Raw genomic sequence first — 23,366 nt, forward strand, 5'->3', positions numbered from 1 at the left:
TGGGAAAATCCCATACAGCGGAGCGAAATTAAGACCTCGTAGCTAAATGTCCGTTCGCTCTCCGCTCATCATCGCTCTCATACATATCCCATCATCCTCAACATGGCCTGCGCCTGATTCATGGCGTCTGCACGATGCGTTACGCCCAATTTCTGATAAAGATTGCGAATATGCGTTTTGATGGTGGTGGCGGCAACATCCAGTTCGCCGGCAATCTGATCGTTACTGTAGCCCGAATAGATCAACCCTAATACCTGCCACTCTCGCTGGGTGAGCGGGCTGGTGCGGATAAGCTCCGGTACATCAGGATGGTTAAGCAATCGACTCACAAAACCTTCATCAAAGTGGGCAAACTTGTGACGATGATATTTATTGATCTCACTCAGAATGCGTCTGGCGCGGTGATTATCCAGCTCATCCAACGTATTGAGCTGAATAAGCTGTCGCAGCTGCTGCGCCATCGCTTCTCCCTCAATAACAAAATGGCTGACGAAACCGGTGCTGCGCGCCAGTTTTAGCGCGTCTGTTAACGCCTGCTGCGCCTCGGCTTTGCGCTCGCTTTGCCAGTAAATCTGGTTCAACAGCAGCAGGTTGCGGTTCATGTCGCTCATCAGGTTGAGCGCGCGAGCATTATCATTCAGCTCATCCAGCACCACTTCGGCCTGGCTCATATTCCCCAGCAAAATTTGTGCGCGCGCCACGTTGCGCCACTGCCCTTGTAAGAAATGGTTATTGGCAAACTCAGGTTTCGCCGTCTGCCGCATCCAGTTGCTGGCGCTCTGGCTGTCGCCGGTCATCTGCCAAAAAATCACTCTGACTTTATCGGCATTGGCGATCCAGTCGCTGTGTAATGACCCATTGTTAAGCAGGTTCTCAAGGCGACTCAGGTGGCTGCGCGCGTTATCGAGATTGCCGCGCGCCAGCGAACACTGCACCAGCAAACCCAGACACTGAATCTGCTGCTGCGGCTGATACCCTTTCAGGACCTTAATCCCTTCGCGCGCGGCATGCTCCGCTTCGTCCAGCCGGCCCCAGGCCCACAGCAGCTGCGCCCGGATGCGCAGCAGAAATTCATGCATTGGGAACTGCGCCAGATGCTGCTCGTTAACCAGCGCAAAGGCTCGTTCCTGCATCTCATACGCAGACTGCAAGAAACCCTGCGCGAATAAGATTTCACTCTGCTGGATCAGGCTCCACAGCGCGTAATTCCACGCTTCTTCACGACGCGCCATCTGCTCCGTTTGGCGCATGAGCTTCAGCGAGCTGCTGAGTTCACCTTTGCAGTGCATCACTTCACCCAGCACGGACGTGGCGACAATGCAGCTGTATTGACGGCTCTGCGGCAGCACGTTGAGTGCCAGTAATGCCAGACGTTCGGCTTCCTCGGCATTGCCATCATTCATGGAAACCTGCGCCAGTAGCGCATTGAATTCCCCACGCAGCGCATCGTCAATTTCGCTGCTGCAGGATTGTTCAAAACGCATCAGCAGCGTGTTCACTTCGGAAAAACGGTGCTGGCTTTGCAGCAGCCAAGCCTGAAGCAGCAGCAGCTTGGGGTTTTCCTGCAGGATCGCCCACGGCAGCGCCTTTAATGACGTCTCCAGCAGCGTAAGCTCGCTTTGATTAAACAGCGCCCAGGCATACTCAAGTAAAACATCACGTAGCATCAGCGCATCACCGGCGGCCAGCGCATGATGAATGGCTTCACCGGGAAAACCCAGCGTCATCCAGCTCTCGGCCGCCGCGCGATGCAGCGCGGGCAGTTCTGCCGCTAGCTCCCACTGACAGCGCTGACGTAAAAAATTGCCAAACAGCGGATGATAGCTAAACCATTCGCCTGAGTTATCCATGCGCTGTAAAAACAGCCCTTGCCGCTCAATCTCTTCCAGCCGCATCTGCCCTTGTTCTTCCCCGGTTACGCAGGCGATCAGCATGTCGTTCATGGAGCGCAGCAGCGCACTTTTCAGCAGAAACTGACGCGTGGCGCTATCCACGTTATTCAGCACTTCCTCAACCAAATAATCAGCTAAATGGCTGGCGTTGATACCAGAAAGACGACGCGCGGAATCCTGCGCCGAGCTGGCACCCTGGCGGGTGGAGAGCGCGATCAGCTGCAAGGCCGTTGCCCAACCCGCCACATCATCACACAAGCGTCCGCTCTCATCCGAAGCCAAAGGCGTGCTCAGGCGGCAATCGAAAAATTGCTTAGCTTCATGATGAGTGAATGCCAGCTGCTGGCTGCCTAATTCAATCAGCTGCTCGCGCACGCGCAGATTGGCAATACCGAGCTGTGGCAGATTACGTGACAGCAAAATCAGCGTCACATTCTCCGGCTGATTACGTAAGAAGAAGCGCATCGCATCATGGATGGCAGGGTTGGTGATGTGGTGATAATCGTCAATGATCAACCACACCGGTTGCTGCCACAACGTCAGTTCACTGAGCAGCTGAGCAAACAAGGCGTTGAGGTTGATGTATTGCCGCTTCTGCGCCAGTGCTTCGCTGCGGGCACAGCCGCCAAGCGTTGCCTGCTGCAGGGCCGCAATCAGGTAATCAACGAAACGTTCAGGCTGATTGTCGCCCTCATCCAGTGAATACCAGCCAAGATTGGGCTTGCCTGCCGCCCATTGGGATATCAGCGTGGTTTTGCCATATCCCGCCGGACTGGTTACCAGCACCAGACGATAATTCCCCGCGGCGCTCAGTTTCTGAATCAGGCGCTCACGCGCTACCGTGCTCTCGAGGCGGACTGGACGGCTGAGTTTTGAGGGTATTAACATCGGCGAACGTTTCTCCCTTAACGTGGCGCATCATTATTTTACGCTTCGTAATTAATAGTCACATACGTTCAGATATTCGTTTACCTATTGCAAGCGAACCCATAAAGCAATCTTAACAAAAGCGAGGGTTATCACATTCCTGCCACGCTTTCAGATTTCCCTCAGCCTCTCCACCCCGATCATCCTCCCCCCTGAATTTTTCGCAGGAGGAGGAGCGCCAACAGCCCGTCGCGCAGAATGGCAGGCACTTCCTCTCGTATTGGATAACCTGGTTATGAAATTTGATCGCACCCGTTTTAAACACGCGCTGACCCGCCAGTGGCAACGATTTGGTCTGCAGGATGCAAAAGAGATGACGCCGGATCAGTGGTGGCAGGCGCTCAGCGGTGCGCTGGCCGATATGCTGGCCGACAGGCCCGCTGCGCCGCCGGCCACTTCACAGCGTCATGTGAATTACATCTCTATGGAATTTTTGCTGGGCCGCCTGACCGGCAACAATCTGCTGAACCTTGGCTGGTATGACGACGTCAATGCAGCGTTAGCCGAGTGGGGTATCTCACTGAGTGACGTGGAAGAGCGTGAAATCGATCCGGCGCTGGGTAACGGAGGCCTGGGGCGTCTCGCGGCCTGTTTTCTGGATTCAATGGCGACGGTGGGACAGTCGGCCACCGGCTACGGCCTTAATTACCAGTACGGACTGTTCCGCCAGCATTTTATTGATGGCGCCCAGCAAGAACAACCGGATAACTGGCAGCGCGACCGCTATCCTTGGTTTAACCACAATGCGGCGCTCACGGTAGAGGTTAAGCTGGGCGGAAAAGTCATCACGCAGAACGGTGTTCCACATTGGGAACCCGCGGTGCAGATATTGGGGGAAGCCTGGGATCTGCCGGTTGTGGGTTACCAAAACGGCGTAACGCAGCCTCTGCGCCTGTGGCAGGCGAAACAGGCGCAACCGTTTGATCTGCAACGCTTCAATAACGGCGATTTTCTGCGGGCCGAGCAGCGCGGCATTGACGCTGAAAAACTGACGAAAGTGCTCTACCCCAACGACAACCACGACAGCGGCAAAAAGCTGCGCCTGATGCAGCAATATTTCCAGTGTGCCTGCTCGCTGGCGGACATCTTGCGCCGTCATCATCGCGCCGGACGCCCTATTGAATCTTTGCCAGATTATGAGGTGATTCAGCTTAACGATACCCATCCGACCCTGGCGATTCCGGAGCTGATGCGCCTGCTGCTGGACGAGCATCAACTGAGCTGGGAAAACGCGTGGCAGATTACGCAGCACACTTTTGCCTACACCAACCACACCTTAATGCCTGAAGCGCTGGAGTGTTGGGACGTGCGCATGGTGCGCGCCCTGCTGCCGCGCCATATGATGATTATCAACACCTTAAACGCACAGTTGAAGAAGCAAGTTAACGCGCGCTGGCCTGGTGAGGACGCGATCTGGACGAAGCTGGCGCTGGTGCACAATAATCAGCTACGCATGGCTAATCTCTGCGTCACCAGCGGTTTTGCGGTGAACGGCGTGGCCGCGCTGCACTCACAGCTGGTGGTCAACGATCTCTTCCCCGAATACCACGCGCTGTGGCCAGAGAAATTTCATAACGTCACCAATGGCATCACCCCACGCCGCTGGATCAATCAGTGCAATCCCGCGCTTGCCGCGCTGATTAGCCAAACGCTCGACCAGCCATGGTTAACCGATCTGAGCAAACTTGAGGCGCTAGAGGTGTACGCCGATCATGCCGCATTCCAGGCGCAATACCGCGCGATTAAGCAGCAAAATAAGCTGGCACTCACGGCCTGGATTGCAGAACGCACCGGCGTGGTAGTGAATCCCGAGGCGATGTTTGATGTGCAAATCAAACGCCTGCACGAATATAAACGTCAGCATCTTGCGCTGCTGCACATCATTGCCCTGTGGCAAACCTTAGTAAGCGACCCGCAGGCCAATCTGGCGCCGCGCGTGGTGCTGTTTGGCGCGAAAGCCGCACCGGGATATGTACTGGCGAAAAATATCATCTACGCCATTAACAAAGTGGCGGCCACTATCAACAACGATCCGCGCATTGGCGACCGCCTTAAAGTCGTGTTTATTCCGGATTACAATGTGTCGGTGGCGGAACGACTGATTCCGGCGGCGGATTTATCCGAGCAGATTTCCACGGCAGGCAAAGAGGCTTCCGGCACCGGCAACATGAAGCTGGCGCTCAACGGGGCGTTAACCATCGGCACGCTGGACGGCGCTAATGTCGAGATCGCCGAGCAGGTTGGCAGTGAAAATATCTTTATCTTCGGGCATACCGTGGATCAGGTCCGCGCGCTGAAGGCCGCTGGATACGCGCCTGACGCCTGGCGGAAAAAAGATCCGCAGCTCGATAGGGTGCTCAAGGCGTTAGAAGATGGCACCTTTAGCGACGGCGATGCCAGCGCCTTCGCCCCCTTATTGCAAAGTCTTAGCACTGCGGGCGGCGATCCCTATCTGGTGCTGGCCGATTTTCGTCACTACCTGAACGCCCAAGCGCAGGCAGAGGCTTTGTGGGCCGATCAACATGGCTGGACGCGCGCCGCCATCCTCAACACCGCGCGCTGCGGTATGTTCAGCTCCGACCGCGCAATACGAGACTATCAGCAACGCATCTGGCAGGCCGCGCGATGAGCAGCACCATGACACCAGCATTTGAAATCGAGTCTGCCATCGCCAGCGATTACATCGACGCGCATGGTCGTTTGCAATCCGTCTCCGCCGTTACCCGCCAGCGTCTGCTGGCGGCTATGCATCCTCGCCGGCAGAGATCCTCGCCGCTGCCGCCGGTCTGGATCGTGCACGCGCAATCGGCTGAAATTGTGCTGCCCGCGTCTGACGTAAGTGCGACCTGGCAACTGGTGAGTGAACAGGGCGAAAGCTGGAGCGGCCAATGCGTAGCCAACCAGCCGATCGCCTTGCCATCGCTGCCGTTGGGCTATCACCAACTGACTGTGCACGCGCAGCCGCAGCCGTTGCACTGCCGTATTATTGTCGCGCCCGTTCGCTGCTATGAGCCGCCGGCCATCACGCAGGGACAATCGTTGTGGGGTGCGTGTATTCAGCTGTATACCCTGCGCTCTGCCACCAACTGGGGCATCGGCGACTTCGGCGATCTCCAGCAGATGCTGGCAGAGGTTGCCCAGCGCGGCGCGGCCTGCGTTGGCCTTAATCCTTTGCACGCGCTGTTCCCGGCACTGCCGGAGAGTGCCAGCCCTTATAGCCCGTCGTCGCGTCGCTGGCTCAATATGCTGTATATCGACGTCGCCGCCGTAGAGGACTTTAAGCAGAGTGAAGAGGCGCAGCGCTGGTGGCATTCGCCTGCGACACAGCAGGCTTTGCAGGCGGCGCGTGATGCTGAGTGGGTCGATTATTCGGCCGTTACCCACCTTAAGCTGGAAGCGCTGCGCCTTGCCTGGCAGCACTTCAGAAAGCGCGATGCTGACGATAAGCAAGTGAACGCTTTTGCTGCTTTTATCGCAGAAGGCGGAGAAAGTTTGCTGCATCAGGGCGTTTTTGATGCGCTGCACGCCGCACAAATCGCCGAGGATCCTCAACGCTACGACTGGACAACCTGGCCTGCCGCCTTGCAATCACCTGATAGCCCGGTGGTACGGGCATTTCGTATCGAGCATACCTACGAGGTGCGCTTCTATCTGTGGCTGCAATGGCTGGCCGCCAGCCAGTTCGCTGCCTGCTGGGCTGTTTGTCAAAAACACCGGATGCCGATTGGTTTATACCGCGATCTGGCGGTTGGCGTGGCACAGGGTGGCGCAGAAACCTGGAGCGATCGCGAGCTGTACTGCTTGCAGGCCAGCGTCGGCGCGCCACCGGATATTCTCGGCCCGCTGGGACAGAACTGGGGACTGCCACCGATGGATCCGCAAATCATGCAGGCCCGCGCTTACGAGCCGTGGATTGCACTACTGCGCGCCAATATGCGCGACTGTGGCGCACTGCGTATCGATCACGTGATGGCGCTGCTGCGACTGTGGTGGATCCCGCTGGGAGAAACCGCTGCAGAAGGCGCTTACGTTCATTATCCTATCGACGATTTGCTCGCCATTCTCGCGCTGGAAAGCCAGCGCCATCGGTGCATGGTTATCGGCGAGGATTTGGGCACGGTACCGGAAAAGATTATCGGCAAACTGCAGCAGGCGGGCGTTTACTCCTACAAAGTGCTCTACTTTGAACAGACGTCAAAAACGGCGTTTCGTCCCCCTTCTCACTGGCCACGTCAGGCGATGGCGGTGGCAACCACGCACGATATGCCGACGCTGCGCGGCTGGTGGCAAAGTGACGATTTGCGCCTCGGGAGTGAGCTTGGGTTGTATCCGGATAAGCAGATTCTGGCTGGGCTCCACAAAGCGCGCTTAGCGGCCACGCAAGCATTGTTCAAGACTTTGCAACGCAGCGGCTATCTGTTAGATCGGGTTGACACACCGATAATGAATCAGGCATTAAGCGCGGCGCTGCATCGCTATCTGGCTGACAGCCGCAGCGCGCTGCTGGGATTGCAACCCGAGGACTGGCTGGATATGGCGGCCCCGGTGAATATTCCCGGCACCACCACGCACTATCCGAACTGGCGACGCAAGCTGAGCGCCTCGCTGGAGGAGATGTTCGCCAACCCGCAGATTAACGCCTTGCTGGCGGATATCGATCGGCGGCGGCGGAAAGTGAAATGAATGTTGGCCATGGATGGCGATAGTGCAGAATGCGCTCACTTGTAGCGGCGCGATTTATCGCGCGATGTTATGCCACCGAGCTTATTTTTGCGCCATAAATGGCGCCGCTACGAATTGTGCGATGTGTGGATTTTAACAAAAAAAGGTGCGCCGAAGCGCACCAGATGGAACAAATCAACACTGTCGGGGCGCTTTACCCCTTGCCTTTAACACTGCTGATAAAAACTTTCCTCGCCGAAGTTGAGCCCAAACGCTCGGCCTCATCCAGCAGCTTCAACGCTTTATCGATATTGCCCTGATCGACCGCCTGACGAATGTTCTGATTAAAATAGCCTTCGGTATCGGTCATGATCGGTTCACGTTTGGCTTCCGGTGCGGGTGCTGCGTGATACACCGCAGGCGCAACCGGCTGGGTATTTCCTACCGTTACCGGCGCGGGACCAGATGAACCAAACAACGGCCCGACCAAAATGGATGAACCTGAACTGGTTTTTACTTTCAACTTCAACGTGCCTTCACGGCTGTGGCGCGCAATGGGATCGGGAATATCCGGTATCGCATTGCCGGTGCCTTTGGCGTACGCCTTAGCCGGATCCAGTAACGTAGTGGTTTCGGTCAAATCCTTATCAGTGGTGAACACCAGCAGATAAATCTTTTGCTGCCCGAGCGCAGGGGTCAGCTTCATCACCCCTTCCAGCCGATCCGCGGCCATTACGCCCGGTTGCTGATAGGTGAAGAAGCGTGCCGGGAACCAGGCCGCAGGGCGCATATTCTCATCCAGAACCAACACATTCGGCGCAAATACCCGATTCTGCTGCACTTCGCTGCTTAGCGTGATGGTGAGTTCACCGATGTTAGCCGGCAGGCTATAGGCAGCCACCGCTCCCGTTACGCCTGCGGCATTCAAATTCGTTCCCTTTTCCGTCAGCGTGGTGGCCTGGGTGCGGGACGTATCCACCGGCAGCCAGCTTAACGTTTGCAGGCTGGCTGCAGGAATCGTTGGCGCGGCAGAGAGATCCTGCGGCACCAGATTCACTTCGGCGAAGGCCGGTAAACTCTGGCCAGCCAGCAGCGCCGCGCTCAGGCAGAGCGCAAAAACCGTTTTTTTCATTCTCATTGTGATACCTCAAAAAGCTGTCAGGCAGCGGCGCGAACCAGGCAATGGCGCGCCGCGCCGAAAAGAGATGGTCTCAGTCAGGACATCAGCGGGAGCATTACCACCAAATCTCCATCTGCGCCCCGAACGTCCACTCATCGTTGTTGCCACGGCTGTTGGTTAAAATGCCGTTGCCGCTGCTGTCGTTAGATGCAAATGAGGTCAAGTCGCCGGCGCTGTCTTTGCTGTAACCCCACTTCTCATCCCACTTGGCGTAAGTGGCGAACAGACGCAATGCCGGACGCGACCAGATGCTGTCGCCCGCCTGCCACTGTTGCGCCAGTGTCACTTTGTATTGGCCGTTGCGCTCGCTCACCTGCTGCGACTTCACGTTGTCGTAGCCCACTTCCAGCAAGGTGCTCATGATTGGCGTCCATTTGTACATTGGGCGCACGCCCACGGTGTACCACTCGGTACCGCGGTTGTTATCAAGATCGGTGTTCTGGTACATGGCCACATACATCAGATCCCAGCGTTCGGCGAGGTTGATCGCGCCGTGATCGAGCACGCGGTACATGCTGCCGCTGTTGTTGATATTGGTGCCCTGCGGCAACCCTTTGCCCTGCGAGGTCAACGCATCGGTGGCGTACTGCAGTACGAATTTGTTGTAGCCCTTCATCATGCTTTGGGTATGTTCGGCAGTGAACATCCAACCATCTTTGGAGGCGTTATCTTCCAGACGATAGCCATCACGCGCGTTGGCGCGGCCGTAATCGACGCCCAGCTCCAGCACGCCGTCCGGGTTGGTCTCAATGCCCGCCAGACGTACATCGAACACGTCGTTCGCAGTGCTGGTGGCGTAATCACGGATCCGATCGCTGGAGAAGGTGTAAGAACCGCCGGCTTCTGAGGAGCGCGTGGCGGCGAACGAAAGTTTACCAAAGCCGAGATCAACATCTTCCAGACCGGCACCCGGGCCGGAGATATCCCAGTAGTAGAAGTCGATCATGTGGACGTCATGGCGCTGATAGAAACGCTTACCGGCCCAGATGGTGGATCCCGGCAGGGCGTCAATCAGGTTTTTACCTTTCACGTTGGCTTCACGAAATGCCGGGGACGTCGCTTCCCAGTCATTCTGTTGTGAGACGGAGTAGGCGACGTTGGTATCGAAATAGAAGCTCTTATCGCCCTCTTTCCACACTTCCTGGCCCAGTTTCAGTTCAGCGTAGGTTTCACATTCGTTCCCCAAACGGTATTTACTTTGAGCACCGGTGGCCTGAAAACATTGCTGTTCCCCGCCGCTGCCGGTCCAGCCGATGCCCGAACGAGCATAGCCGGTAAAATCGACTGCCATTGACGGGGCAGAGAGCGTGCCCGCCGCGATAGCAACCGCGAGAGGGAGTTTGCGCAGAGTTAACATTTTCTATCTCCTGAGGTCATTGCTTTTATTGTTTTGCAGGGCTAAACACCGGGCTCCTGATGAAGCCTGCGACAGGCGCTGCCATCTTCACGGAAAAGATGGCAACGCTCCGGCGGCAGGCCGATGCCCATCAGGGCGCCCTCTTCTACCAGCACGACGTCCTCCTGGCGGTAAACCAGGCTTTGACGAATAGCGGGAATTTGGATGTGAATTTGCGTTTCGTGACCCAACTGCTCGACGACCATCACCTCGCCTTCGAGGGTGACGTCGGCAATATCGCTGGAGAGCAGATGCTCGGGCCGGATACCTAACGACATGTTGCTGCCCACCTGAACGTCGGCGCTATCGACCGGCAGCCACACCAGCTGCGTGTTGGGTAAGCGCACCTGAACCTGATCGATCGCGGTGGCGGTCACTTTTACCGGTAAGAAATTCATGCGTGGCGAACCGATAAAGCCGGCGACGAAACGATTGGCGGGATAGTGATAAAGCTCGAGCGGCTTGCCGACCTGGGCAACGCGTCCGGCATCCAGCACCACGATTTTGTCGGCCAGCGTCATCGCTTCGGTCTGATCGTGGGTGACGTAAATCATGGTGCGATTCAGGCGCTTATGTAGACGAGAGATCTCAATTCGCATCTGCACGCGCAGTGCCGCGTCGAGGTTAGAGAGTGGCTCATCCAGTAAAAACACGCGGGGTTCTGCCACCAGCGTACGACCAATCGCCACGCGCTGGCGCTGCCCGCCGGAGAGCGCTTTAGGACGGCGATCCAGCAGATGCGCCAGCTGCAGCACCTCCGCGACCTGGTTGACCCGCTGCTGGATTTCCGCTTTACGCGTTCCGGCCAACTTCAGGCCAAATGACATGTTCTCTGCCACCGAAAGATGCGGGTACAGCGCGTAAGACTGGAACACCATGCCGATGCCGCGCTCAGCAGGCGGCACTTCGTTCATGCGTTGGTCACCAATAAACAGATCGCCGCTGGTGATGGTTTCGAGACCGGCAATCATGCGCAGCAGCGTCGATTTTCCACAGCCTGAAGGGCCGACAAACACCACGAACTCCCCTTCAGCTATTTCCAGGCTGATGTTTTTCGACACCTCGGTATCACCCCACACCTTGGAGACGCCGCGTAACGTAACGCTCGACATGATCATTTCCTCTCAGCTCACTCTTGTCCGCAGGTTGGCGGACAGACCCCGGCGACCACTATGGGCAAGGACGTTACGCCCGACATCCTCCACCGCAGCGCATCCGCGTGGGGGAGGAGACGGGAGGAGGAGAACGCGAGGAGTCAGGCGTTAAAGCGCGGAAGGCGATGATTTTTGTGATCGATAACGCAGAGCTGCGCGGTAATTTTGTGCGCCAACCCGTGATAAGGGGGCGGTTTTGTAACGCAGATCACAGTGAATGAGCGGCAGGCGTAGAGATGGGGAGGATGAGAAGCCGAGACAGATACGCACAATGTGGTGGGTAAAACGATTTCCGTTTCCGCTAACAGGATGGAGTTATGACAATGAAAACCGGTGCACGCATTCTTGCCCTTTCCGCCCTGACGGCCGTGCTGTTTTCAGCTTCCGCCGTTGCCAAAATTGAAGAGGGAAAGCTGGTCATCTGGATCAACGGCGATAAGGGCTATAACGGCCTGGCTGAAGTGGGTAAAAAATTTGAGCAGGAGACCGGCATTAAGGTCACGGTTGAGCATCCGGACAAAATGGAAGAGAAGTATCCGCAGGTTGCCGCCACCGGCGACGGACCGGATATCATCTTCTGGGCGCACGACCGTTTCGGCGGTTACGCGCAGTCAGGCTTGTTAGCGGAGATCTCACCGGACGCCACTTTCCAGCAGAAAATTTTCCCGTTCACCTGGGATGCGGTGCGCTTCAACGGCAAACTGATCGGTTATCCGATTTCAGTCGAGTCGTTATCGCTGATTTACAACAAGGATCTGCTGCCTGAGCCGCCAAAAAGCTGGGAAGAGATCGCTGCGCTAGACAAAAAAATGCGCGCGCAAGGCAAGAGCGCCATGATGTTCAACCTGCAAGAGCCGTACTTCACCTGGCCACTGCTGGCAGCCGGTGGCGCCTATGCCTTTAAGCTTAACGATGGCCGCTACGACGTGAAGGATACCGGTGTCGATAATGCCGGCGCTAAAGCGGGCATGACCTTCCTTGTCGATCAGGTGAAGGCGAAAACGCTGAATGCCGACACCGATTACTCCATCGCCGAAGCCGCCTTCAACAAGGGGCAAACCGCCATGACCATTAACGGGCCGTGGGCGTGGAGCAACATCGATAAGAGCAAGATCAACTACGGCGTCACGCTGCTGCCTACGCTCAATGGCAAACCCTCGAAAACCTTTGTCGGCGTGCTGAGTGCGGGTATCAATGCCGCCAGCCCGAACAAAGAGCTGGCGAAAGAGTTTCTGGAAAACTACCTGCTGACCGATGCTGGCCTCGACGCCGTCAACAAAGACAAGCCGTTAGGCGCAGTGGCGCTGAAATCTTTCCAGCAAACGCTGGAGAAGGATGAACGCATTGCCGCCACTATGAATAACGCGCGTAACGGCGACATCATGCCAAACATTCCGCAGATGGCCGCCTTCTGGTACGCCATGCGCACCGCCACGCTAAATGCGCTGAGCGGTCGTCAAAGCGTGGACGCGGCACTGAAAGATGCGCAGGCGCGTCTCAATAAGTAATCCTCTCTACCAGAGCCGGATCGCTCCGGCTCATTACTGGCTGTTAAGGAAAACCGCATCATGTCAGGAAAACCGAAAACAGCACGCTACGGCGCCGTGCTGAAGGCTCTTTTTCTCGGTATCTGCTGTCTGCTGGTCGGCTATCTGCTCGTGCTGATGTATGCAAAAGGTGAATATCTGTTTGCGCTGGTGACGCTGATTATCAGCGCCGTCGGCATCTGGATTTATGCAAATCGTCGCACTTACGCCTGGCGCTATGTCTATCCCGGGCTGGCGGGCATGGCGCTGTTCGTGCTGTTTCCCCTCGCCTGCACCGTTGCGATTGCTTTCACTAACTACAGCAGCACCAACCAGCTGACGCTGGAGCGGGCGCAACAGGTGTTGCTGAGCCGACAGTATCAGGATGGCTCGGCGCTCAATTTCTCGCTGTTTCCGGCGGGCGATCGTTGGCAGTTGGTGCTGACGGAAGCCTCCAACGGGCAAACCTTCGTTTCCCCCGCATTTGCCTTTGGCGGCGCGCAACAGCTGAAACTCACCAGCGCCCCGCCGCCTGCCGGTGAACGTGCCACGCTGCGCATCGTCACCAGCAATCGCCAGGCGCTGAACCAGATTCAGGCTGAACTGCCGGATGGTCGTCGCGTGGTGATGAGCTCGCTGCGCCAGTTCTCCGGCACGCGGCCGCTCTATGCGTTGCAGCCGAACGGGGATCTGAAGAATCAACAAAGCGGCGCGCTGTATCAGGCCAATCGTGACACCGGCTTCTATCAGAACGCCAGCGGCGAAGCGCTCAGTCCGGGCTTCACGGTGAACAGCGGCTGGAAAAACTTCATCCGTGTGTTTACTGATGAAGGGATTCAGAAGCCGTTTCTGGCCATTTTTGGCTGGACGCTGCTGTTCTCATTCATCACCGTGATCCTGACCGTGGCGGTCGGTATGGTATTAGCCTGTTTGGTGCAGTGGGAAGCGCTGAAAGGCAAGGCGGTGTATCGCGTGATGTTGATTTTGCCGTATGCCGTGCCGGCGTTTATCTCGATCCTGATCTTTAAAGGGCTGTTCAACCAGAGCTTCGGTGAAATCAACGTGATGCTAAAGGCGCTGTTTGGTTTTCAGCCCGCCTGGTTCAGCGATCCGACGCTGGCGCGCACCATGCTGGTGATTGTGAACACCTGGCTCGGTTATCCCTACATGATGATTCTGTGTATGGGATTGCTGAAAGCGATTCCGGACGATCTCTATGAAGCGTCGGCAATGGACGGCGCCGGGCCGATGCAGAATTTCTTCCTGATTACCCTGCCGCTGCTATTGAAGCCGCTGATGCCGCTGATGATCGCCAGTTTTGCCTTTAACTTTAATAACTTTGTGCTGGTGCAGCTGCTGACCAACGGCGGGCCAGATCGTATCGGCACCACCACGCCGGCCGGCTATACCGATTTACTGGTGAATTACACCTGGCGTATCGCGTTTGAAGGCGGCGGCGGGCAGGACTTTGGCCTGGCGGCAGCGATTGCCACGCTGATCTTCCTGCTGGTGGGCGCGCTGGCGGTGATCAATCTGAAAGCCGTGCGGATGAAATTCGATTAAGGAGGCGTTATGGCTATGGTACAACCCAAGTCGCAAAAGCTGCGTCTGTTGATGACGCATCTGCTGCTGCTGATGTTTATTGCGGGAATTCTGTTTCCGCTGCTGATGGTCTTCGCCATCTCACTGCGCGCCGGTAACTTCGCTACCGGCTCGCTGATTCCGGATCAGATTTCCTGGGAACACTGGCAGCTAGCGCTAGGCTTCAGCGTGGAGCACGCCGACGGCCGCGTGACGCCACCGCCGTTCCCGGTGCTGCTGTGGCTGTGGAACTCGGTGAAGATCGCCGCCATCAGCGCCATTGGCATTGTGGCGCTCTCCACCACCTGCGCCTACGCATTTGCGCGCATGCGCTTTGCCGGGCGAGCCACCTTGTTAAAAGGCATGCTGATTTTCCAGATGTTCCCCGCCGTACTGTCGCTGGTGGCGCTCTATGCGCTGTTTGATCGCCTGGGACAATATCTGCCGTTTATCGGCCTCAACACCCATGGCGGCGTGATCTTTGCCTACCTTGGCGGCATTGCCCTGCATGTCTGGACTATTAAAGGCTATTTCGAAACCATCGATGGTTCGCTGGAAGAAGCCGCCGCGCTGGATGGTGCCACGCCGTGGCAGGCATTCCGGCTGGTGCTGCTACCGCTGTCGGTACCGATTCTGGCGGTAGTGTTTATTCTGGCGTTTATCGCCGCTGTAACGGAAGTGCCGGTTGCATCGCTGCTGCTGCGCGATGTGAACAGCTACACGCTGGCAGTCGGCATGCAGCAATATCTCAACCCGCAAAACTATCTGTGGGGCGACTTTGCCGCGGCGGCGGTGTTGTCTGCGATTCCGATTACGCTGGTGTTCTTACTGGCACAACGCTGGCTGGTCAGCGGCCTGACGGCCGGTGGCGTGAAAGGCTAATCCGATTATTATCCTCCTTCCTCAACGTTCACTGCAGTTGAGGTTTTTGGCGGCCTTAGGGCCGCTTTTTTTCTTGGGGTGTATCGATCGTTACGCAAAATAGCTACATAACGTTCATAGATGTAGGTGGTAGTGGCGCTGGTACAAACGCATTAACCGGCTCTTCGTAGCTTCGAGTAACGAATAACTTTCCTGACTCACGCTTCATTAAAACTTCTATTACTTAGCACAGTTGCTGTTAAAGTGTTTTTTAGTTACACCTCACCTTATTAAAACTGTCTTTAATAACTTAAGGACTTAGTAAAGGATGCTTTAATTACATATGACTTGACCTGGTCCAAACTTAATCATTGTTCGATGATTAAATTAACACAATCATCATCTATAAAATAAATTGTAAAATTAACTTATTTTCATCACAGCGCCCGCCCAGAAATCATCGAGTATTTGCTCAATATTCCCTGCTGATTCGCTATTTGACTGACGCACTATTGCATCGATTATTTTTTCTTTATCCAGTCTTTGCAGTTCTGACTGTGATTCAGCACTACTGATCGCTGCGATATCTGCACCAAGTAAATACGCTCCCATGCGGATAACATCCCACTCCAGTTCCTCACCTCTGACCGGAAGTTCATAAATACGATCATCTTCTATCAGGCCATATTCGCTGAGGATTTTGTACAGATCCGCTGCGTCTTTACCATTTTCAGCACCGCGATCGCGCCACGCAAACAGCTTGAGCAAAGCAAGGCCGGGTAACGAGCAGAATGGAATAAGCTCTCCATCAGATAGCTCCACCAATATCGATTCACCGAAGGCTTCTTCAAAGCCATCGACAGACATAATTATCGTACGGTCGGGTGGCCAGGCAATTTGATTGGCCTCTGAAATACCACCAAATGGAATAATATCTAGCTCGATACCATTCATAACCATGCGGTGGGCATTCCCGTTAATCGATTGTGCACCGGCGTCGTTGAAAGCCTGCTTCAATGCGTCAAATCTATCCCAGCCCGCCACAAATACGGCAAAATCGACATCTCGTGTTCGACGGCCAATGCTTCTTCCATATACGTTATGGATGAGGATTTCTCGCGCAGTGGCACCCGCAATGAAATAGGCAACACTTTGCTCAGCACAGATTTTATTAATACTACGCAGCAATGCTTCAGTAACTGAAAAGAGTGGCTTCATTAAGGTTAAGATATTTTTCATTTATGATCCTCGCGACTTCCCTCCTCCTGTCATCACCGCTATCCAGCAGATCAGCCAGGCATAACATCGCTCGCGCGCGTGAAGTCAGATGATAATTTCCCCAGAAACCGGCAATAAGCTGAAAATCCCCTTCACTAGATGGTTTTAGCGCGAGTTCTTTTCGACGCTGCAGCAACGGATGTGGGGTGTAAACAATGGCTGAGGCGGGGACCAAATAGCCGTTGCTGAGGTTTGCGGCAGCCAACTCCCCTCCTGCAATTTCATCGTCAGTCAAAGCAAGGTGTTCTGGTTTCTCCGGCATAGCCAGCTTCAGCTGATCAAGTTTGGGCTTTAACGAGCGAGGATAGTCATCTATCCACATTGCACAGAGCTCATCTACGCCGATGAGCCGCCTGCCATTTTTGGTCTTGCGAAAATAACGTTGATGCTCAAGATATTCGAAGGCTTTGCTTACCATACCCAAAGAGATGCCCGCCATTTCAGCCAGTGCACGGTAGGGTTGGTCGATAACGCTGGGGTCTGACAGCAAGATAAACAGCAGTTTCATGACTCCTACAGGGAATCTTCCGCCTGAGGTAACGGATTTTTTTTCCTGTTTGCCTTCAATCAGCATAAAAAATCCTGGTAACTGAATGCTTGCATTGCCGGCGGTGTCGATGAAATTAATGTCATTTTGCATACAGTACGCAGCAAGTGACTGAGTGAGCTGATTGCAGATAAGCAGTACTGGACGTTCTCGCTGCAAGCTTTCGATATGAGCCTGCACCCGCTTAAGCGTATCCATACGATGGATATGCTTAACCTCAAGGGTGAAGTTTATACTTTCATCATGCGGAGCAAAGAGTGTGGCCGAGCCAACTGAAGACAAGACGTGTGGAGCGAGGTCGTACTCCAGACGAATTCCGGTCGGCAGGCAGCGGGTTGCATCAAAAATCAGTTGTTCCATCTTCATTTGTTCACGCTTTCGTTTCGTTCATGATTCATGAACAAAATAATTATATGAACAAAGATGAAAAAATACAACGTCCCCTTTACCACCCACACCACTGACGCTGAGGGTGCGCACCACATAGGGCGGCGCCACCACCACATGCCCAATCACTAATCTTCTGATCTTTCATGCGAAACCCGCCGCCGTTAGCACATAGAACTACGTAAGGCGCTGCAACCAGCTTCCTGGGCTTTAGAAGCACAGCATCAAACGAAATTAAGCGATCATTCTCTCATTCCATCCATCCTTGAACACAATGTTGCCGTCGACATATTTCCATGTGATCGTTTCATATCGTAGCTCAATATTTTCCAGATGCGTGCTGGTCTGGCCGTTTGGCAGCAGGGCCGGAGAGATGCTGGAGATTTTGACGTTATCCAGGAAAATATTAAAATATTCAACTTCAATGCCCGCTTCGTTAATTCGGTACATCTTGATGGTGGCAGATTTCAGCGTTCTGGCCTGACATAATGCACGCAACAGCACCGGCGTTGTTCTATCGAACTCCTTTTGAATGGATATCGGTGCATGAATCCGTGTGGCTGTCAGCCTTCCCGTATGCGAATCCACCGGAATCGTAATATTGTGCATGACCGAATTGAGCTCTATCGAACCGAGTCTTGTCGGCATCATGCACGAACCCACAATCGGAGAACCACTTTCATCTTCTAACCAGAGATGTGCTGGAGTTGACATATTTAATCCTTTAAAGTTTTCGACATTTATAAACGACAAAAATATACGCACACAGATAAACGATCGCCACGCTCAGCATGCCGCTGTCGGGGAATAGGTAAAATTTGAACATACCGTACAGCACAGTAATAATAACCGGCACGTAGATACGCAGCAGCATTTTGGATTGCGAACTCAGCCATTGCTTTAAGAAACGTTTCATGCTCTTCCCATCAGTTTCGCGAGCACCTGAGCGAGTTCATATTCTGAAAGTCTTTTATTCGTGATCGCACCTGCCCGGATAAATTCATCCTCAATGAGAAAATACATCATTTCAAGCCTGCGTATGTATAGCGCCTGATAATAAGCCGGATGCATGACCTGCAACCGTTTGGCGCTTTCTGCCGCATTCTGGACGATACCGTATATTGACAGCACCCCCACTGCGTCTCCCAAATGCCCCCCAATACTTTTGGCAACTGAAAACCTGATATTCATTCCCGCAATAACTGCCATGGTTGCCCCGACCACAAAGGCGTTTGATGTCAGCGTGCTTGCCGCAATGTGAATATTTAACCGCATTAGCTGGCTTTTGATTTCTGCAATCTGCCGTGTAGAACGGTTCTCAAGCTGATATTCAATGTAGATTTTTAGAAGTTCGAAAACAATGCGTCGATCTTTTACTAACTGAACCATTCCCATCAGGAATCGATTATCTTCGATCGCCTGTTTTTTACAAACATCATAATATTCATCAGTAAAACACGATGCATAAAATGAAAGCCGGGTCGCCCCTTTATTGATCTTACTGACTTGATCCGAAACGGCATCAATAACGCCTGCAACCGCATTGTCGAGTTTTTCTGCCAGAATCCTTTGTGCCTGAAGCTGCCGTATCACCGCATCACTGTGGTACATAAATATCCCTATCGTTAATTCCGTTAACCACAAAAACTATAGGGGAATGATAAAATTCAATGAAGCTAAATTTTAGCCAGTTGTGATCCGTATTCATAAAAATAACATCGCTGAAAACCGCCCTTAGCAATGCGATTTACTCTTTCAACTAAGGAAATTTCTGAGGTGGATCAGTTAGCGTATTATCTATTATTTAATGCGCTAACTCATCGTTGATTAGCACAATTAGTTGCGGCGCGATTATCGCGCGTATTGCTGACAGCACCGCACCTATCCACATATTGCGCAATAAATTGCGCCGCTACGACGCGTGCAGATAGGTTTATGCGCACGCATCAGCTCATCACCAATCCACCATCCACATACAACGTCTGCCCGGTGACAAATTCGCTCCAGTCTGATGCCAGAAACAGCACCGGTCCGGTGATATCTTCCGGTCGTGCGATGCGGCGCAGCGGGGTTTGTGCGGTGAGGAAATCGCGCACCTCTTCGCGCGTTGCCTGGCTGGCATCGGTGGGATAAACCAATCCCGGAGCCACGCAGTTGACGCGAATCCCCAGCGGGCCGAGTTCTGTGGCCAGCGTGCGGCTAAAACCGATCAGCCCCGCTTTCGCAGTGATGTAATCGTGATAAGGCACGGAAGGACGCGCCACCAGATCACTGACGATATTGACGATGCTGCCGCGCACCCGTGCGCGCATCAGCGGCAGCGCCGCCTGGCACAGGTTATAGGCGGCTTTGACCGAGCCATCGAACTGTGCCTGATAGGCTGACCACGGCGTTTCCCAGAAACGCTGGCGAAGGTCGGTATCAAACACATAGGGAGCAAAGGCGTTGTTGATTACGGCATCAAGGCAGCCGGTGGCGCTGACGATCTGCTCCATCATGGCGTTGACCTGCTGCTCAGAGGTGACATCTGCCGCGATGGCTAATGCCTCTCCGCCCAGCGACCGGCACGCCTCAACCACGCTAGCGGCAGCGTCTGCATTGCGCAGATAATTGACCACCACAAAAGCGCCTTCCGCGGCGAAGGCTTTGGCAAGGGCAGCGCCAATGCCCCGGCTTGCACCGGTAACCAGCACCGTACGGTTAGTGAATTTCATTAAAGGCTCCTGAAATATGGGATGTGATGCAGCGAAATCTTAAAGGTGTCTGGGTATGTATGAATGCGCGCCCTGCAAAATGCATATCAGTCTGCATAGGGCGCGAATCGTTCAGCCGCCGCCTCTGCGCCCTGCTCGATCTCGGTGATAGTGACCAGATCAAGCAGGCTAAAACGGCCATCGTGATGCCAGCCCGCTTCAGGCGACGTCATGTCACCGAACGCCGTAATGCGGGTAACACCCGCCTGGCCCAGCAAAGCGGAAAGACGAAACAGTTCGGCAGGCGTTGCAGCCACGCCTGCCGTCTGGAGAACCTGGCGCTGCTGCGCTAACGCCTGTATGGCCTCCTCCAGCGCATCAACGGCGACCACTTTCAGCGTGCGTCCGAGTGCGGAAGGTAACAGCGCTTCCGCTTGTGCCACGCTCACCACCGCCCAGCCGTCGGTGGGATGGCCGTAAAGCGTTCGGCCATCCGCCAGCGCACGCATCTCTTCGCCATTACGCCATGCCGCGAGGCTGTTCATCTCTTCAATAGCCAGTGGACGGCGCGGATGTTTACGTGCCAACGCGGCAAGTTCATGCGCGATATAGGCGGCGAATTCGTCCGATGACACCGCTCCTCCGCGCTCGACAAACAGCATCTGCGGCGAGTAGCAGCCGGCCTGGTCGTAACGCATCACGTCATAAGCCACGCGTCGTGCCAGTTCTGCGCCCTGACGGGTATTGAGCGCCGAGGCGGCTACCAGGCCAACGCTGATTTTATGGCCGTGCGACAGGAAACGCGTGGTGACAGGCAAACGCTGCTGAATGGCGGCGAGCGTGTTGTTGCCACCATAGGCCAGCACCACATCCGCTTGCCGTAACCAGGTCGGCTCAGTTTCCGCGCTGCCGCCCTGCCACCAAACCACCGCCAGACACGCGCCAAGTTGAGGATCGATTTCGGCCAGCAGCTGCGCAAACCAGCTCGCCATCAGCGGTTCATTGCCGGGTAATTTGCCAATGGTGCCGGCCTTCACCAGCAAACCACAAATCAGGCTCCACAGCGGTAAGCCCGGCACATTGCCAGCCCAGATATGCAGCAGGAGTTCCGGGCCAAACGCACGGGCAAAACCGCCTTTGGGCCGTGGCTGAAAATCATCCAGCATCTGCGGATGGGCGAAGTCCTCCGCCAGAAAGCGCTTAAGCTGCGGCTGGCGAAATGTCTTGAGATAACCGGTGAGGCCAAGGCGCACCATGTCTGCGTCATAGCCCGTCACGATCGGCAGCAGCTTTTCGGCCTTGATGCGCAAGGGATGCGTGCGATCCAGCAGTCGCGCCACCGCTTCATCAATAATGGTGATGATCTGCGCCACGCTCAGCTGATGCAGATAGGCGCGCGCATTGGCGCGTACGCGGGCAGTCAGCGCGATAATTTGCGCTTCGTCCAGCGCCGGAACATCCACTTCCACGATCTCACTACCCTGGCCAAATCGCAGCATGTGCCATTGCACTTCGCTGGCGCATAAGCCCGGCAGATGCCCCGCCACTTCTTTCACGGATTCACCTGCGCGGCAGCCAGAAAATCTTCCATGGTCAGTGAGCATCCCTTTGCATCCGCGCCGGTTACCCGTCCAAGCAGGTGAAAACCACCAGGCACGATGACGCCCGCATCCTCCGTCAGCAAAGCGGAAACGGAATTGAAATGCGCCAGATCGTGATGTACCAGCACGCCAACTTCGCCATCGGGCATGTCGTCGCCGGTTAATGGGTTCACCACACGCGTGCGGATCCAGTGCGGGCCGGATTTGACCGGCGGGCAGATTTCATTGCCCTCGTCATAAAATTGCGTGCTGATTTCCGTCATGCCGTACATGTTGATGCACTGCGCGCGTGGAATGCCAAAGGCATTGGCAAGCGATGTGTAAAATGCCTCTGCGGCAACCTCGCGGGATTGGCCTTTAAATCCGCCGGTGTCAAGAATACGGCTGCCGGCGGGAAGGGAGAAACGACGCTGCTGGCGCTGCATTTCGTCCAGCAGCGGTACAAAGCTGTAGCTGGCACCCAGCAGCGCATAGGGTTCACCGCTGTTTTCAGCCTGCTCAAGCGCGGCGAATACGCGTTCCACGTCGAGGCCGTGTTCACCCACCATCACTTCACTTGCGGGTGTACCAAAGGCCTGTACCGCCAGCGCCAGGTATGTCGCCAGCGAGGAGTTTGGCATCGCGACGGTATCCGGAAACAGAATCCCCATACGAATGCGATCGACGCCTGCCATAAAGCGCTGGCGGAAATTCAGCATCATCGAACATTGCCAAACGTCCAGCGTTGGATGGTAGCTGCGACCTTTGACTGTACCGGTGGTGCCGCTGGTCATAAAAACAGTCTGCATCGCTTCGATGGGGCCACAGCTCAGGGTAAAGTCTTTGAAAGCGGTAATCGGAATCGCCGGAATATTGCGCCAGTGTTGCACCGTCAGCGGCGTGCGTCCGCGCTGGATGGCGAAGCGGCGATAGGGTTGGTTGTGGGCGAATTGATAGGCGAAGATTTCGAGGGCCAGCTGGTTGAAATCGTCATCCGAGCTGTCGCTGCGCTGGAGGAAAGCCAGCAACGTTGAGATTATTGCCGATTCGGTCATGTTCGTAGCCACCTTTGCGATTGCATTAAAACTCCCCGGCATCACCCGAAGAGCGCGAACTGTCCGCTACAAAGCACAAAGATGGAATCAGGGCGTGCAAGCCCTGCGGTTCCGCATCCCTACGCCGGTATTAGCCGGATCAGGTTCGGAGGGTCACTACGATGCCAGTAAAAAACACCAGCCGGTAGAATCTCAGCCCCCTAACAGGGCACCCCTTGGAACAAGCCGCAGTCTAGGATGGCGCCTGATGATGTGTCAATAGGAGTAAAAAGACGGCTGATGTTGCACGGCATCTTTGCCTGACCGGCATTTATTGCATGTTGCCTTATACTTTGTTTATGGCTTTGCGTAAGAGGTGAAATATGGCGGGCGGTTGGTCTGATGATGGTGCAGTAAACAAACAAATTGATGCCACGGTAGATGATGCAGTGGCACGGGCGCGCAGTCATCTCGGACACGGTGAAAGTGCCGAGTTTTGCGATGAGTGCGGCGCTCCCATCCCGGAAGCGCGCCGTGCGGCGTTAAAGGGCGTGCGTTACTGTGTAAATTGTCAGAGTAACATTGATAAAAAACAGGCGGCGATCGGCGGTTACAACCGTCGAGGCAGTAAAGATAGCCAGCTAAGGTAATCAAAAGATGATCTCCTC

Annotated in this window: 18 protein-coding genes and 1 riboswitch; of the genes, 6 read left to right on the forward strand and 12 right to left on the reverse strand. The window is 55.0% G+C overall.

The window, feature by feature from the left end:
• Positions 1 to 77: 77 nt before the first annotated feature.
• A complete protein-coding gene (gene malT, locus AAGR08_RS22150; RefSeq protein WP_345830206.1) occupies positions 78 to 2,780 on the reverse strand; it encodes an HTH-type transcriptional regulator MalT in 2,703 nt (900 codons plus the stop codon).
• Between the two features lie 274 nt (positions 2,781 to 3,054).
• Here malT and malP point away from each other — a divergent pair, with 274 nt between their 5' ends.
• Entirely contained in the window at positions 3,055 to 5,448 is a 2,394-nt protein-coding gene (gene malP / locus AAGR08_RS22155) for a maltodextrin phosphorylase (RefSeq protein ID WP_345830207.1), read from the forward strand.
• Positions 5,445 to 7,502: a 4-alpha-glucanotransferase gene (gene malQ / locus AAGR08_RS22160; protein WP_345830209.1), complete on the forward strand. Its 2,058-nt coding sequence runs from the start codon at positions 5,445 to 5,447 to the stop codon at positions 7,500 to 7,502. The genes malP and malQ overlap by 4 nt, the downstream gene beginning before the upstream one ends.
• 193 nt (positions 7,503 to 7,695) lie before the next feature.
• Here malQ and malM read toward each other — a convergent pair whose 3' ends face one another.
• The 3 genes from malM to malK all read right to left on the reverse strand — a co-directional run bounded on the left by malM (position 7,696) and on the right by malK (position 11,169).
• Complete coding sequence (gene malM, locus AAGR08_RS22165) at positions 7,696 to 8,619, reverse strand: maltose operon protein MalM (RefSeq protein WP_345830210.1); 924 nt, start codon at positions 8,617 to 8,619, stop codon at positions 7,696 to 7,698.
• 97 nt (positions 8,620 to 8,716) lie between these two features.
• Complete coding sequence (locus tag AAGR08_RS22170; RefSeq protein ID WP_097098285.1) at positions 8,717 to 10,018, reverse strand: maltoporin; 1,302 nt, start codon at positions 10,016 to 10,018, stop codon at positions 8,717 to 8,719.
• Between the two features lie 41 nt (positions 10,019 to 10,059).
• Positions 10,060 to 11,169, reverse strand: coding sequence for a maltose/maltodextrin ABC transporter ATP-binding protein MalK (malK, locus tag AAGR08_RS22175; RefSeq protein ID WP_345830211.1), 1,110 nt, complete (start codon positions 11,167 to 11,169; stop codon positions 10,060 to 10,062).
• 359 nt (positions 11,170 to 11,528) lie between these two features.
• Here malK and malE point away from each other — a divergent pair, with 359 nt between their 5' ends.
• Genes malE through malG form a run of 3 tightly spaced genes read left to right on the forward strand, consistent with a single transcriptional unit; the run spans position 11,529 to position 15,200 of the window.
• A complete protein-coding gene (malE, locus tag AAGR08_RS22180; RefSeq protein WP_141400280.1) occupies positions 11,529 to 12,719 on the forward strand; it encodes a maltose/maltodextrin ABC transporter substrate-binding protein MalE in 1,191 nt (396 codons plus the stop codon).
• Between the two features lie 60 nt (positions 12,720 to 12,779).
• A complete protein-coding gene (gene malF / locus AAGR08_RS22185; RefSeq protein ID WP_345830214.1) occupies positions 12,780 to 14,300 on the forward strand; it encodes a maltose ABC transporter permease MalF in 1,521 nt (506 codons plus the stop codon).
• A gap of 9 nt (positions 14,301 to 14,309) precedes the next feature.
• On the forward strand, positions 14,310 to 15,200 hold the full coding sequence (gene malG, locus AAGR08_RS22190; RefSeq protein ID WP_097098281.1) for a maltose ABC transporter permease MalG: 891 nt from the start codon (positions 14,310 to 14,312) through the stop codon (positions 15,198 to 15,200).
• Between the two features lie 402 nt (positions 15,201 to 15,602).
• On the opposite strand, the gene AAGR08_RS22195 is transcribed toward malG, so the two are convergent.
• From AAGR08_RS22195 to AAGR08_RS22230, 8 genes are all read right to left on the reverse strand, one after another.
• The gene (locus AAGR08_RS22195; protein ID WP_345830215.1) at positions 15,603 to 16,418 is read right to left on the reverse strand and encodes a nucleotidyl transferase AbiEii/AbiGii toxin family protein; all 816 of its coding nucleotides are present in this window, start codon (positions 16,416 to 16,418) and stop codon (positions 15,603 to 15,605) included.
• On the reverse strand, positions 16,372 to 17,370 hold the full coding sequence (locus tag AAGR08_RS22200) for a type IV toxin-antitoxin system AbiEi family antitoxin (RefSeq protein ID WP_345830217.1): 999 nt from the start codon (positions 17,368 to 17,370) through the stop codon (positions 16,372 to 16,374). Before AAGR08_RS22200 ends, AAGR08_RS22195 begins: the two co-directional genes overlap by 47 nt.
• 255 nt (positions 17,371 to 17,625) lie before the next feature.
• Positions 17,626 to 18,105 (reverse strand): type VI secretion system tube protein TssD, encoded by a 480-nt coding sequence (gene tssD, locus AAGR08_RS22205; protein WP_345830219.1) that lies wholly within the window; start codon positions 18,103 to 18,105, stop codon positions 17,626 to 17,628.
• Between the two features lie 10 nt (positions 18,106 to 18,115).
• Positions 18,116 to 18,307, reverse strand: coding sequence for a hypothetical protein (locus AAGR08_RS22210; RefSeq protein ID WP_345830221.1), 192 nt, complete (start codon positions 18,305 to 18,307; stop codon positions 18,116 to 18,118).
• A complete protein-coding gene (locus AAGR08_RS22215; protein ID WP_345830223.1) occupies positions 18,304 to 19,002 on the reverse strand; it encodes a hypothetical protein in 699 nt (232 codons plus the stop codon). Before AAGR08_RS22215 ends, AAGR08_RS22210 begins: the two co-directional genes overlap by 4 nt.
• A 335-nt stretch (positions 19,003 to 19,337) precedes the next feature.
• Entirely contained in the window at positions 19,338 to 20,105 is a 768-nt protein-coding gene (locus tag AAGR08_RS22220) for a 3-oxoacyl-ACP reductase (RefSeq protein ID WP_097098276.1), read from the reverse strand.
• Positions 20,106 to 20,191: 86 nt separating this feature from the next.
• Complete coding sequence (locus tag AAGR08_RS22225) at positions 20,192 to 21,640, reverse strand: acyl-CoA reductase (RefSeq protein WP_345830226.1); 1,449 nt, start codon at positions 21,638 to 21,640, stop codon at positions 20,192 to 20,194.
• A complete protein-coding gene (locus AAGR08_RS22230) occupies positions 21,637 to 22,719 on the reverse strand; it encodes a long-chain fatty acid--CoA ligase (protein WP_345830227.1) in 1,083 nt (360 codons plus the stop codon). Before AAGR08_RS22230 ends, AAGR08_RS22225 begins: the two co-directional genes overlap by 4 nt.
• 99 nt (positions 22,720 to 22,818) lie before the next feature.
• Positions 22,819 to 22,945, reverse strand: a riboswitch (TPP riboswitch).
• A gap of 136 nt (positions 22,946 to 23,081) precedes the next feature.
• Between AAGR08_RS22230 and AAGR08_RS22235 the strand changes: the two genes are divergently transcribed.
• Positions 23,082 to 23,348: a DksA/TraR family C4-type zinc finger protein gene (locus AAGR08_RS22235; protein WP_097098273.1), complete on the forward strand. Its 267-nt coding sequence runs from the start codon at positions 23,082 to 23,084 to the stop codon at positions 23,346 to 23,348.
• Positions 23,349 to 23,366: the final 18 nt, after the last annotated feature.

The organism is Pantoea sp. BRR-3P (assembly GCF_039621635.1).
In the GTDB taxonomy this organism is placed as follows: Bacteria; Pseudomonadota; Gammaproteobacteria; order Enterobacterales; family Enterobacteriaceae; genus Pantoea; species Pantoea floridensis.